12 protein-coding genes, 1 tRNA gene and 1 other RNA gene are annotated in these 12,652 nt (G+C 45.0%); 11 read left to right on the top strand and 3 right to left on the bottom strand.

Annotated elements, in window-relative coordinates:
• The first annotated feature begins 355 nt into the window (after window positions 1–355).
• From bamJ to glgP, 3 genes are all read left to right on the top strand, one after another.
• Entirely contained in the window at window positions 356–940 is a 585-nt protein-coding gene (gene bamJ, locus A3EU_RS0123725) for a BamJ family beta-barrel-assembly machinery protein (RefSeq protein ID WP_026211554.1), read from the top strand.
• A gap of 83 nt (window positions 941–1,023) precedes the next feature.
• Window positions 1,024–1,863: an alpha/beta hydrolase family protein gene (locus A3EU_RS31635; RefSeq protein WP_020538689.1), complete on the top strand. Its 840-nt coding sequence runs from the start codon at window positions 1,024–1,026 to the stop codon at window positions 1,861–1,863.
• A gap of 355 nt (window positions 1,864–2,218) precedes the next feature.
• A complete protein-coding gene (gene glgP, locus A3EU_RS0123710) occupies window positions 2,219–4,777 on the top strand; it encodes an alpha-glucan family phosphorylase (RefSeq protein WP_020538687.1) in 2,559 nt (852 codons plus the stop codon).
• A 399-nt stretch (window positions 4,778–5,176) separates the two neighbouring features.
• Here the strand turns inward: glgP and A3EU_RS0123705 are convergent, their stop codons facing one another.
• Together A3EU_RS0123705 and A3EU_RS0123700 are read right to left on the bottom strand one after the other, a co-directional pair.
• Entirely contained in the window at window positions 5,177–6,364 is a 1,188-nt protein-coding gene (locus A3EU_RS0123705; RefSeq protein ID WP_020538686.1) for an esterase, read from the bottom strand.
• Window positions 6,365–6,379: 15 nt separating this feature from the next.
• Complete coding sequence (locus A3EU_RS0123700; protein ID WP_026211553.1) at window positions 6,380–6,994, bottom strand: HAD family hydrolase; 615 nt, start codon at window positions 6,992–6,994, stop codon at window positions 6,380–6,382.
• A 296-nt stretch (window positions 6,995–7,290) separates the two neighbouring features.
• Here A3EU_RS0123700 and A3EU_RS33510 point away from each other — a divergent pair, with 296 nt between their 5' ends.
• The 8 genes from A3EU_RS33510 to rnpB all read left to right on the top strand — a co-directional run bounded on the left by A3EU_RS33510 (window position 7,291) and on the right by rnpB (window position 11,211).
• Window positions 7,291–7,530 (top strand): hypothetical protein, encoded by a 240-nt coding sequence (locus A3EU_RS33510; protein WP_026211552.1) that lies wholly within the window; start codon window positions 7,291–7,293, stop codon window positions 7,528–7,530.
• Window positions 7,521–7,594, top strand: a tRNA-Arg gene (locus tag A3EU_RS0123690). The genes A3EU_RS33510 and A3EU_RS0123690 overlap by 10 nt, the downstream gene beginning before the upstream one ends.
• A gap of 92 nt (window positions 7,595–7,686) precedes the next feature.
• Window positions 7,687–7,935: a 50S ribosomal protein L28 gene (rpmB, locus tag A3EU_RS0123685; RefSeq protein WP_020538684.1), complete on the top strand. Its 249-nt coding sequence runs from the start codon at window positions 7,687–7,689 to the stop codon at window positions 7,933–7,935.
• 27 nt (window positions 7,936–7,962) lie between these two features.
• The gene (gene rpmG, locus A3EU_RS0123680; protein WP_020538683.1) at window positions 7,963–8,151 is read left to right on the top strand and encodes a 50S ribosomal protein L33; all 189 of its coding nucleotides are present in this window, start codon (window positions 7,963–7,965) and stop codon (window positions 8,149–8,151) included.
• A gap of 147 nt (window positions 8,152–8,298) precedes the next feature.
• The gene (locus A3EU_RS33715; RefSeq protein ID WP_020538682.1) at window positions 8,299–8,472 is read left to right on the top strand and encodes a DUF4295 family protein; all 174 of its coding nucleotides are present in this window, start codon (window positions 8,299–8,301) and stop codon (window positions 8,470–8,472) included.
• A gap of 188 nt (window positions 8,473–8,660) precedes the next feature.
• Window positions 8,661–9,617 carry a signal recognition particle-docking protein FtsY gene (ftsY, locus tag A3EU_RS0123670; protein ID WP_020538681.1) on the top strand — a complete coding sequence of 319 codons (957 nt, stop codon included), beginning with the start codon at window positions 8,661–8,663 and terminating at the stop codon, window positions 9,615–9,617.
• Between the two features lie 24 nt (window positions 9,618–9,641).
• Complete coding sequence (locus A3EU_RS31630) at window positions 9,642–10,751, top strand: App1 family protein phosphatidate phosphatase (protein WP_044086504.1); 1,110 nt, start codon at window positions 9,642–9,644, stop codon at window positions 10,749–10,751.
• A 46-nt stretch (window positions 10,752–10,797) separates the two neighbouring features.
• Window positions 10,798–11,211: RNase P RNA component class A (gene rnpB, locus A3EU_RS33505), an RNA gene on the top strand.
• Between the two features lie 94 nt (window positions 11,212–11,305).
• Here rnpB and porV read toward each other — a convergent pair.
• On the bottom strand, window positions 11,306–12,511 hold the full coding sequence (gene porV, locus A3EU_RS0123660; RefSeq protein WP_020538679.1) for a type IX secretion system outer membrane channel protein PorV: 1,206 nt from the start codon (window positions 12,509–12,511) through the stop codon (window positions 11,306–11,308).
• Between the last annotated feature and the right edge of the window lie 141 nt (window positions 12,512–12,652).

The following is a 12,652-nucleotide window of genomic DNA, read 5'->3' as shown; positions in this document are numbered from 1 at the left end:
AGGATGCGAGGGGTACAGTGGCCGCCAGGTGAAGGTTTCACCCCCTGTTCCTGTTCTCTTCTTTGGGTGTGAACATTTACACGCTTACACTTACCCAACCTTTACCCCTTTTCGCCCACTTGGCTTAGATAGTTAGCACGATAGATGAAAGGTAGGCTGGAAAATACCGCCTTAATACCTACCTTTGCCGCCCGAATGAGCTTTTTTCAGAACAACAGGTGTAATAATTAACGTTTTTTAACGTCTTAAAGCAGCACCAAACAAGATGATTTACCTCATGCGTATTCTATTATTAACAGTGGTACTGTCCCTTGCCGGGCAGTTTACCCTTCAAGCACAAGAAGAAAAAACCAATATGGATTCTCTTAGCTACAGCCTGGGCGTACTGGTTGCCCAAAACCTCAAGAGCCAGGGATTTGAAAATCTTGATGCGAGCAGCATGGCTGCCGCTATCCAGGATGTTCTCACCGATCAAGACTTGAAAATTGATGTACAGCAGGCCAATGCCAATGTACAGTCTTATATGCAAGCAAAACAAGCCGCTCAGTTTGCTGAAAACAAAGAAGCTGGTGAAGCTTTCCTCAAAGAAAATGGCTTACGTGGCGACGTAGCTACTACAGAAAGCGGGCTACAGTACGAAGTACTCAACCCAGGATCTGGCGCCAAGCCTAGCGCTACCAGCAACGTAACGGTACACTACCACGGTACTTTGATTGACGGCACTGTATTTGACAGTTCTGTAGAACGTGGAACTCCTGCTTCTTTTGGTTTAAACCAAGTGATCAAAGGATGGACCGAAGGACTTCAACTGATGTCTACTGGTGCTAAATACAAGTTCTATATCCCTTACAACCTGGGTTATGGAGAGCAGGCTGCCGGGCAGAAAATCAAGCCTTTCTCTACTTTGGTTTTTGAAGTAGAGTTGATCAAGATTAACTAGTATTTTATTAATTTTGATTTTGAAGAGGATAGAATCTGTTGATTCTATCCTCTTTGTGTTTTCACACTAAATTGTTCTTCCTTATGGAAACCAGGTCCATTTATTACCGGGATGGCAGCAGTAATGAAGCAAGTGTTTTTACAGCCCCTAGCGCTGCAAAGGCAATAATCATCTGCTTGCCAGCCATGGGTGTGCGTGCCTCGTATTACCGTGACTTTGCACAGGCACTATCCGAACAAGCGTTTCATGTGGTTACCATTGATTGGAGAGGGCACGGACAATCTAATTTAAGGGCTGGAAGAACCATCGACTTTGGATACGAAGAGTTGGTTGAAGACCTAAGTGAATTACTAGATTATACAGAAAACTGGTTTTCTGTGATGCCCGTCTACATCGTAGGCCATAGCCTAGGAGGGCAAATTGCTAGCTTATGTACAGCCCGTTACCCAGGATTGATACAAGGGTTGATCCTTATTGCTTCTTGCTCGGTATATTATGAAGGCTGGGAAGAGAAAGGCGCGTGGCGGGTCTGGCTGGCGGCCAAGCTGTTTCATCCGTTGAGCAAGGTCGTTGGTCATTTCCCTGGCAAAGTGATTGGGTTCGGTGGCCGCGAGGCCCGCAAAGTGATGCACGACTGGTGCTACAATGGCCTTTACGGCAAATACCGCTTGGCGGGTAGCCCTTTTGATTATGAAGCTGCATTGGCGAAAATGGAAACCCCTAGCCTTGCGATTTCCATCCGGAGTGATGAGATGGCCCCTCGAAAAGCGATGGACAACCTGGTCGGGAAATTTGCGCCAACGGCTGAACGTCGTCATCTGGAATTGAGTGACAACCCTCAAAATGCAAATCCATACAATCATTTCAATTGGGCGAAACAACCCAAGAAGGTGGTGCAGCAGATTGTATCGTGGATACCGTGAAGACGTTGCACTGAAGCAAGGTGTAAGGGTTAGCAAAGTGTAAGGGTGTAAACGTTGTTTACTTCTCGTATCGCACCACCGCACCTCGCACTCCGCACAAATACCACCTCGTACTAAAACCGTACCTTACACGCTCTGCACTTCGTACCGTTTTATGCGTAGCGACGAAGGAGCGAAGCCCGGCGCAGTGGAGCGAGCACAGCCAGGGATAGTAGTGATACCGCAGGTAAAAACGGATAGCCCGGCCCCGCCGCTAGGCCGGGGGGATGCCACTTAGTGTAAAAAATACAACATTTAACTATCGGGGAATGCTCAGGGATGCTTACCTTTGCCCGAATGTTCAAAAACAGCATTTATGATCGGTCAACTAAATGATGCTCAATTTAAGCTTAAACGCATTTTTATTGAGTCCCAACTTCCCGCAGTATTAGAACCATTGCGTGAACTTTCAAATAACCTCTGGTGGTCCTGGAACGAGGATGCCATCGAGCTTTTTCATAGTATTGACAGCGAGGCTCTAAAAGCCTTGAACTATAACCCCGTTGCATTATTGGACCAGCTGAGTCTGGAACAATCGCAAGCACTGGCTGAAGACAAAGCATTTCTTGCTCGCCTAAAAAAGGTAGAGAAGAAATTCAAAGCTTACCTGAATACACCTAAGCAAAAGGGGCAGTCGCAGGTAGCTTACTTTAGCATGGAGTATGGTTTGCACATCAGTTTGCGCCTATATTCTGGTGGATTGGGCGTACTGGCTGGTGATTACCTTAAAGAAGCCAGTGACGACAACGCTAACTTATTTGCGGTGGGCTTGCTGTACCGTTATGGCTACTTCAAGCAAGCTTTGTCGTTAAATGGTGACCAGATTCACAATTTCCCTCCGCAGGAATTCACCAAACTCCCTGTTTCGCCCGTGCGCAATGACAATGGAGATTGGATTCGTATTACTGTTGACTTGAAAGGTCGTGCTGTACAAGCCAAATTGTGGCTTCTTAAAGTAGGGCGTATTGACCTTTATCTTCTTGACACTGATCTGGAAGAAAACAGCTGGGAAGACCGTTCTTTGACACACCAATTGTATGGTGGTGATAATGAACACCGTCTCAAACAGGAGATTCTTTTGGGTATTGGCGGTATCCGCGCGGTCCAAGCGCTGGGCCTACAGCCAGACATCTACCACCTGAATGAAGGCCACGCTTCTTTCCTCAGCTTGGAGCGCTTGAAGCACTTGATCAATAACAATAACCTAAGTTATCCTCAGGCGGCAGAGGTTGTACGAGCTTCTTCCTTGTTTACGACGCACACTCCTGTACCTGCCGGGCACGATCACTTCCCGGAGCACATGATCCAACAGTACCTGCACCATTTTACCAACGATCTTGGTATTTCATGGCGCGACTTTATGGCGTTGGGCCGTGTTAATCCAGATGCTGCGGAAGATTTCAACATGAGCCATCTGGCCATCCGTCTTTCTCAGGAAGTAAACGGGGTGAGTAAATTACACGGTACGGTTTCCCAGAAGATGTTTACCAAACTCTTCCCTGGTTACACCTCTGATGAACTTCACATTGGTTACGTCACCAACTCTGTCCACTACCCTACCTGGATCGCCAATGAATGGAACCAGGTATACACGAAGACTTTCGGTGACAAATTCCTGCGCGATCAGTACAATCACGATCACTGGCGTAAGATCCACAAAGTGCCTGACACCGATATCATGGCGATTCGCCGTGGATTGAAGTCACGTCTTTTGGACTACGTAAAAGATAAAATCAAGTCGGACTTGACCCGCCGTGGACAATCTCCTCGGGCTATCTTCCAGGTGATCAACAATATCCGGGAGGATGCATTGGTACTAGGTTTTGCTCGTCGTTTTGCGACCTACAAGCGAGCGCATCTTATGTTCTCGAATGTAGAGCGTTTGCGTGAGCTAGTGAACAGCCAAGACCGACCAGTTATTTTCCTTTTTGCCGGTAAGGCTCACCCTGCTGATGGCGGTGGGCAGGATTTGATCCGCCACATTATCGATATCAGTAAGCGTGATGAGTTTGTAGGTAAAGTTATCTTCCTGGAAGACTACAACATGGAGATGGCCAAGCTGCTTGTTCAAGGCGTTGACATCTGGCTGAATACCCCTACCCGCCCCTTGGAGGCTTCGGGCACCAGCGGTATGAAAGCTGCAATGAACGGTGTTGTCAACTTCAGTGTACTTGATGGTTGGTGGGCAGAAGGCTACCGCCCTGATTCGGGCTGGGCACTCTCGCTAGAGCGCACCTACGAAGACCAGAGCCTACAGAATGAACTGGATGCTGAAAACATCTACAACATCCTGGAAACGGAAATCATTCCTACTTATTTCGACTTCAACGAAGAGGGTATCTCTCCTCGGTGGGTGAGTTATGTAAAGAATATCATCTCTGAAGTAGCGCCGTTCTTTACGATGCAGCGAATGTTGCACCACTACTACGAGCGTTTTTATAACAAACTCTTCAAAGCCATTGATACTGTTCGGGAAGATGATTTCCGTCCAGCCAAAGAATTGGCAGCCTGGAAAGAGCACGTTCGCCAGCATTGGGCAAAGGTACATACGGTAAGTGTAGACACCTTTGATGCTTCTAACCATCCGCTACCTATTGGGCAAAAGATGGAAGCTACGATCACGGTAGGCTTGGGAAGTTTGGCCGCTGAATATGTAGGCGTAGAGCTTGTTTTCTTCAAGCGTATAAACGAAAATGACCTGGACCTGGTGCGCGTAGCCCAGCTGGAATTGAAAGACAAAGGACATGGTCAGGCGACCTACTCCGTTGCTATTGATCCTAAGCTCGCTGGTGTTTACGAATTTGGTTTCCGTATCTATCCTCACCACCCGCTCTTGGCCAATCGCCAGGGTTTGAATTTGGTGCACTGGGTTTAAAAGGGTTAGATGGTTGATGGTTAGATGGTGTAAAAGTTGGGGGAGGTCGCTAGCGGCATCAAATACTTCTGACTTTCGGTGAGAAGTTGCGGTTTGAGGTCAATTTTCTATGCTCATCACCTAAACACTTACACTTTTCCAACGCTTACACCTTTACACCGTTTAATCCCGACTTGAAAAAAAAGCGGCCATTCCAAATACATGGGATGGCCGCTACTATTTTTGTCAAACAAACACTTGATTATAAGAAGTGTAGATAGTGCTATTATTGAGTAATTGGGATTAAAAGTAGTGTAAGGGACAACTAAGTTTTAGGTGTAATTCGCTTGTTTATACCAGCTCTGGAGAGTACGTTACTAACCAATACTGTTTTTTTCAAAAAAATATTCCTCCGAAGTATTACTGAAACAGTAGCGGTGCAAACTGAGAAAGATAAACGCGCCAATTTCGCCAAATATGGCCACCCTCTGTTTCTACATAAACATACTCCATGCCTATTTCATCCAATTTTTCCCGAAAATCCTGATTGACCTTGTAAAGAAAGTCTGTTTTACCAATCCCCATCCAATACAGCTTATAGCCATTCTCCATTTGGGCTGTCAGCGTCTCATCTATATCAGCATATACTTTACCGGCAGGGTCATTACCATTCAAGATAGCTGCGGAGAACAACCCGACGTAATCAAAGGTATTGGGGTAGTATCTCGATAGGTGCAAGGCATGAAACCCACCCATCGACAAGCCAGCAACCGCACGATTGGCTTTATCCGTAAATACACGATAGTTGTTTTCCACAAAACGAACGATATCCATGAAATTCATTTCGTAGGTTCCATCCATTGTTTTCGGAACCATAAATTGGGGTTTATAAAAGCCCTTATTGCCCTCCCCCGGTGCAGCGTCCTGAATAACGTTCCCATTGGGCATCACGACTATCATGGGCTTGATTTTCCCTTGGGCCAAGAGATTGTCCATGATTTGAGCGGCACGCCCCAGGGCCATCCATGCTTCCTCGTCTCCTCCAGCACCATGTAAAAGGTAGAGCACCGGATATTGCTCGCCCGAAGATTCATAACCTGGCGGTGTATAGACCGTCATCCGGCGATCAATATTTAAACCAGGTGACTCATACCACTGGCGACTTACCGTACCGTGTGGCACATCATTAATTGCGTACAAATCAGCTTCTCCCCCACTTATTACAAAGATGCTGGAAAGAGTAGCTATGTCTCTATTGACAAATGAATTCGCCGGATCTATGATGGTCAGTCCATTCACAATAAAAGCGTAACTATACAATTCAGCTGATAAGGGACCTGTCCGGTAAGACCACCTCCCATATTCATCTTGCTGAAGGGGTACTTTTCCTGGTCCATCCACCTCACCCATTGGACTTGAGACCTTGACGGTAGGCAAAAAATCACCTGTTACAAAAACAGAATCAGCATCGGGAGCTAGCAGCCAAAAAGTCACTGAGTTATCTTCATGAATTTCGGGAGAAGTGACGCCAGGCCCCCACTGCTGTCCATAGGCATTTGCCCCCAAAAGAGTAATAAACAAAGTGCTTAACAAGAAAAATTTCTTCATGATATTATTTTGATTCTATACCTCAATCTCAAGCTTAATCAATTCCCCACGCAGCTGCTCCGGCGATTGAAAGTGAATACTCCGCAATCCCAGTGCCCTGGCTGCTTCCACATTGCGCAAATTATCATCAATAAATAAGGAGGTAGATAGCTTCAAGGGAAAGCGCTCTTCCAACAATTGATAAAATGCGGAGGCAGGCTTGCGCATCTTTTCCTCCCCAGACACCAGCACCCCCTGAAACCAGGATAGGAAATCATATTCCTTGAGTGCTATCGGCCAGGTTTCACTTGACCAATTGGTGAGCGCAAAGAGATCATATTTCCCTTCTTCTTTCAACTGAGTCAAGATATCTACCGTTCCGACAATAGATCCACCCAGCATCTCCGGCCAGCGACCATAAAAGGCGCGAATCAATTGTTCATGTTCCGGGTGAGCATCTACTAATACCGTAGTGCCCTCTTCGAGAGACCGACCAGCGTCTTGGGCTTCATTCCAATCAGAAGTTGCGATATGCGTTAAAAAGTGCTCAATTTCTGCTTCGCTGTCAAGGAGTTTACGATAAAGGTAGCGCGGATTCCAGTCGATGAGCACTCCGCCAAGGTCGAAGATAATGGTGGTTATTCGTTTGATAGTTCGATGGTTTTAATGGTTGATAGTTGATATTTTGTAGCGCTTAAAGGGCTCCTAATGGCTAGCATCAGGATTTTGGGGTAAGATGCTTCAAACCTCCCCATTCCACTAGTTGTTCTTTATCAAGAATACTTTTGGGGCGCGCAGACACCTTATAATATAGATTCTCTGACATTTTTTGTGTTTAGAGTCAATCAAAAACAAAAATCACGTTCCTTATCAGTCACTTACGTTTTTTGCTTTAGCTTGACCACAAAAATTGTCAGAGAAGGATAATATAAAGGTAAAACCTGGTTGTGAAAAAAGACGGTGTTATTTTCACCATTAGTGGTGGTATTTTTATTGAATATTATAATCAATACTTATTTTCGCGCCGAAATGATGATTTGCAAAGAGGCAATGGCCTGAATAGCAGTAGAAAAACAAGAAAAATCATTTTTGTTGGAACTTTTTCCGCCAAATATTTTTTCTATTTACAAATCTACTTATCTTTGCAGCCGCTTCGGGAGATGAAGCGAAAAACAATGGCTCCGTAGCTCAGCTGGATAGAGTACTTGACTACGAATCAAGCGGTCGAAGGTTCGAATCCTTCCGGAGTCACTTCCAAATTATTCCCGGGCTTTTTGCTCGGGAATATTTTTTTTACATTCCGATGGGATTCATTCCCTAATTGGAAAAAATACGGATGACGTATGTCTAAGGTTTGTCAACTGACTGGAAAGCGCCCAATTTCGGGAAACAACGTATCCCACTCGAACCGCAAAACGAAGCGTCGCTTTGTTCCTAATATTCAGAAGAAGCGCTTCTATATTCAGGAACTCGACCGCTGGGTTACCTTAACGGTATCTACTTCTGCGATGCGCAATATCAACAAATTAGGTTTGCTCGCTTACTTGAAGAAGTTGGAGCGCAAAGGTGTTGATACAGGCATTAGATTGTAATTTGCTCATTTATTAAGCTATCCCATCATGGCAAAGAAAAGTAAAGGTAATCGCATTCAGATTATTCTGGAATGCACCGAACATAAGACCAGTGGTATGCCAGGTACTTCTCGTTACGTAACGCAGAAGAACCGTAAGAATACCCCTGATCGCCTAGAGTTGAAGAAGTACAACCCAGTACTTAAGCGTATGACAATACACCGCGAAATCAAATAAGGTCTTTGATCTTGTGTATGATTTTCCGTATTATTACGATTAAGTATTGCGCAAAAAGCAAACCGAGCCTTCTTTGAGGTTATTCAATCGAAGACTCCTTTCATTTTTGTGCTGTATCAAATTATTCATTTCGAAAAATAAGCAACAATGGCTAAAGTATCGAAAAACGCACGGGTTGCCCAGCGTGCCGCTAACGCCGGTTCTGGTCGTGACTTCGTTAAGATTGTACAGAGTATTAAAAACCCTGAAACGGGTAAGTACACTTACAAGCAAGTAATGGTACACAAAGACAAAGTAGACGAATTTCTTGCAAAGAAATAGTCGCTTTCTTTAGTGGTTCCATCCTAAAAGGCTTTTCTCGGCGTTTGCCCAGGGAAAGCCTTTTTGTCTTTTGTGGATATGTATTCACCATCAGGAATTCTTTCCCGATCTTGGAGCACACAACCTACACGAGGTTGCTACTGTTTACTATCTTGGCCAATGTAATCAGGCAAAAATAAATTTTGACTATGAGTTTTTTTTCCAAGTTCTTTAATAAAGAGAAAAAAGAGGATCTCGATAAAGGTTTAGAGAAAACCAAATCTAACTTTCTGGGNAAATTGGGTAAAGCCATTGCCGGGAAAACGACAGTAGATGAAGAGGTGCTTGATGAACTGGAGAGTATTCTCATTTCCTCCGACGTTGGCCTTGATACAACGGTTAAAATCATTGAACGTATTGAAGCACGCGTTGCTCGTGACAAATACCTCAACACCAGTGAGCTGAATGAAATACTCCGTGATGAAATCGTTCAACTCTTAGCTGAAAACAATACCACTGACCTGGATGGTTACACCCTTCCTAGTGAGCATCGCCCCACCATTATTATGGTTGTAGGGGTCAATGGTGTAGGTAAAACCACTACTATCGGCAAGCTTGCTCACCAATATCAATCCCAAGGTCTTAAAGTCGTAATGGGCGCTGGTGATACTTTCCGCGCGGCAGCTGTTGACCAACTCAAAATATGGTCAGAACGTGTTGGATGTGATTTTTACAGCAAAGGCATGAATACAGACCCCGCTGCCGTAGCCTTTGAGACCGTCAACTACGCCATCGAGAACAAATGTGATGTCGCTATCATTGATACGGCCGGACGATTACATACCAAGTTCAATCTGATGAAAGAGCTTAGTAAAATTCGTAATAGTATTACCAAAAAGCTAGATGGTGCCCCTCACGAAGTATTGTTAGTACTGGATGCTACCACGGGACAAAACGCCATTGAGCAGGCCACCCATTTCACCAAAGCAACAGAGGTTTCTGCATTAGCACTTACGAAACTCGACGGAACAGCAAAAGGAGGCGTCGCTATTGGCATTTCTGACCAATTCAAGGTACCTATTAAATATATCGGTGTAGGTGAAGGAATTCACCATCTGCAAATTTTCAATAAAAGGGCTTTTGTTGACTCTATTTTCGAAGCATAGCATGGCCCGACACCTTTGTTCCATATGGCTTCTTCCCGATTACATCGCTGGTCCAAATTCCTAAGCCGCAATTTCGGAAGGTTAAGATCATGGCTGGGATTGGGAAGCCGTCAGCCAATTACTGTTCATTCCTACCGTGGGTTCGGCAATCGCAACTATCTTTTCGTAAGTGGGCGTGTTTTACGAGATAAATTTATCCGAAAAAATAAAACGGACACCACTTGGAGAAACTTCAGTAATACCGTCAAAAGGTTCAACTCCCGTGAAATAGGTGGCGCAAAAGTTTGCGTTCGTTTTGGTGGGCAATCGTTTATCTTACATACTGATGCAGAGGGCTACTATACCCTCGACACCCATTTAAAAGACACGCTACCTCCCCCACCTGTAAATCCTCCCTTTTGGCAAAAGGCCACTGTTGAGCTACTTAGTATTCCTGGAAAGCAAATTCATCAGGAACAAAAAGCAGAAATACTGATTCCTGGCTCTGCCGCATCTTTTGGTATCATTAGTGATATCGACGATACCGTCCTAAAAACTTACGTCACCAGTTGGCTAAAGTGGCGGATGATTTACCTGACTATCTTAAAAAACGCCTTCTCCCGTCAAGCCTTTTCCCGGGTTGCGGCCTTCTACCAAGCATTACGGCGGGGTGCCAAAGGAGAAGAGTACAATCCATTTTTCTATGTCTCCAATAGCCCTTGGAACCTCTACGATTTATTAGAAGAATTTCTTGACCTTAACCAACTTCCTCGCGGCCCAATCATGCTGCGCGATTTCGGTTTGCCTTACGAAAAAAAACCTGCCAATTATCGTGGGCACAAACACGAACAAATCATTCGTATCCTTGAACTCTACCCACAACTTCCTTTCGTATTGATAGGTGACAGCGGCGAAAAAGATACGGATATCTACCACGCTGTTGCTCTTGCTTACCCAGGCAGAATCAAAGCGATCTATATAAGGGATGTTCGCAGTCAACAAAGGGCTGAACGCGTACAAGAGATACTTTCTTCGATCCCAGGCACCCCTACCCTCTTGGTCAACTCCTATGAAGATGCCGCCCGTCACGCCTCACAGCACCAATTGCTTTCTTTAGCTACATTTGAGCAATTCAATCCTGTTATAGCACTATAAAAATTTCTGCGCAGAAATAAGTAATTCCCCTTACCTTTGCGCTCCGGTTGTACGTGACCCCGTCGCTGTTCGCTTCGCGCGAAAAGAGGAAAGTCCGGACAATACAGAGTACCGCACCACTTAAGAGGTGGGAGGTCAGAGAGGAATCTCTGGTCTACAGAAAGTGTCACAGAAAATATACCGCCTGCTCTCAGGAGCCGGTAAGGGTGAAAACGTGCGGGGCCTAGGCCCTTAAAGTAAGAGCGCACGCCGTTTGGTAGTAATATCGGATGGTGACAAACCTTGCGGATTGAAATGCCATGTACACCAGCCTGTCTGATCTTCGGAGAAGGCTACAAGCTACTCGCTTGCTGGCTGGGGGGTAGGCAGATAGATCGGATCAGTGATGATTCGGGTAGATAAATGACGGGGCAGTGCCACGTGCACTGCACAGAATCCGGCTTATGATCGTACACCGGTTTTTAAATTACAAAAAGGATTCTTGCCGCTAGGCAAGAATCCTTTTTGTTTAATACGAAGCTTCCTTTTAAGAACACTAGAAGGCAAATCTCACTTTAACTTCCAGGCTCAAAAGCACCAAAGTCAAACAACAAGCTAAAGCGCAAGGTGTTATCCAATGGGTTGCGCTGATTGGTGGTAGGTACCAGGTAACTGAAGTTCAAACCGAAAATATTGTATTTCAAGCCCATACCGAGGGTCAGATACTTACGTCCTCCTTTCTGGATATGCTCATTGAAATAGCCTGCCCGGACAGCAAATTGCTGATCATACCAGTATTCCAAACCAATGCTATAGACAAATTCTCTCAGTTCTTCACTGAAACCTTCTGGTGCATCGCCAAAGCTGCTGAACATAGCGCTCACAGGAGATTGCTCCAAGCGGGTATCCGTGGCACAATCAGGGCCCTGACAAGGTGTAGGAACCATCAGTTTATTCACGTCTGCCGCAATCGTCAAGGTATTGAATTCATCAAAAGCCATTACCCAAGCTGCTCCTAATCCAAAGTTAGCAGGAAGGAAATCGCGATCGATATTACGTGTATAGGTAATCTTAGAACCAATATTGGTCAAAGCAAGGCCAATCGTCAGTTCGCTATCTTCCAGTGAACTGGATTTTAATTCTGTTTGGTAAGTGAAAGATACGTCTGCCGCACCTGCGATACCTGCCTCAATAACGTCTCCACCATCCAGTTGCTGGCCAGCAGCTAAATTTGAGTAAATGAACTTACCCGTCAAACCTGCTGTGAAATTATCCGATAACTTACGAGAATAAGCCAGGGCTACCTCAAACTCATTAGGGCGGCCAGTGACTAGTGGTTCACCATTCACATCCGTAAATTGAATGCTACCTAAAGAGAAATAACGCAATCCAAAGCCAAGTGCCTGGAGGTCATCTAATTTTTTATAGCCTGTCAAATAGGCTAAATAAACATCGTTGAGCCCTAATGACCGCAACCAAGGCGTATAAGTAGCCGAAACAGCTAAATCTTCCTCGGCCAAGACCAACTTAGAGGCATTGAAATGCATTGCATTTGGATCAGCAGAAAGGCCAATTCCAACATCTCCCATTGCGCCCGAACGAGCATCACCAACTATTCGCAGGAATGGCACCGCTGTGGCTACCGTGTTGGTACAAGGTGTTCCGTCTAAGTTATAATATTTACCATCAGAGTCAAGGAAGCAGTTGCCCTGAGCACTAAGGTCGTTATTAAACGTTGTCAATACCAGTACGAGAGCTGCTAAACGTAGTACGTTCTTCATGAGTTTGAATTCATTTTCTAATAAATCGGAGCAAATATAGCTCCTTCTGTGACAAATTTGAGGATCAGCTTATAAACTAGTTTACAAAAGCCTTGCCAAAAATGCTTAGTGTGTAATTTTCACATCAAGAAAACCTTAAAA

The organism is Lewinella cohaerens DSM 23179, from assembly GCF_000379805.1.
GTDB lineage: Bacteria > Bacteroidota > Bacteroidia > Chitinophagales > Saprospiraceae > Lewinella > Lewinella cohaerens.
This window is presented reverse-complemented; position numbering and strand designations above follow the sequence as displayed.

What these genes read in the sequence shown, in the direction of transcription:
- A3EU_RS33715 (WP_020538682.1), top strand. Translation starts at nt 8,299, where the DNA reads ATGGCTAAAGTATCGAAAAACGCACGGGTTGCCCAGCGTGCCGCTAAC.
- rpmB (WP_020538684.1), top strand. Translation starts at nt 7,687, where the DNA reads ATGTCTAAGGTTTGTCAACTGACTGGAAAGCGCCCAATTTCGGGAAAC.
- rpmG (WP_020538683.1), top strand. Translation starts at nt 7,963, where the DNA reads ATGGCAAAGAAAAGTAAAGGTAATCGCATTCAGATTATTCTGGAATGC.
- porV (WP_020538679.1), bottom strand. Translation starts at nt 12,511, where the DNA reads ATGAAGAACGTACTACGTTTAGCAGCTCTCGTACTGGTATTGACAACG.
- glgP (WP_020538687.1), top strand. Translation starts at nt 2,219, where the DNA reads ATGATCGGTCAACTAAATGATGCTCAATTTAAGCTTAAACGCATTTTT.
- A3EU_RS31630 (WP_044086504.1), top strand. Translation starts at nt 9,642, where the DNA reads ATGGCTTCTTCCCGATTACATCGCTGGTCCAAATTCCTAAGCCGCAAT.
- A3EU_RS0123705 (WP_020538686.1), bottom strand. Translation starts at nt 6,364, where the DNA reads ATGAAGAAATTTTTCTTGTTAAGCACTTTGTTTATTACTCTTTTGGGG.
- bamJ (WP_026211554.1), top strand. Translation starts at nt 356, where the DNA reads ATGGATTCTCTTAGCTACAGCCTGGGCGTACTGGTTGCCCAAAACCTC.
- A3EU_RS31635 (WP_020538689.1), top strand. Translation starts at nt 1,024, where the DNA reads ATGGAAACCAGGTCCATTTATTACCGGGATGGCAGCAGTAATGAAGCA.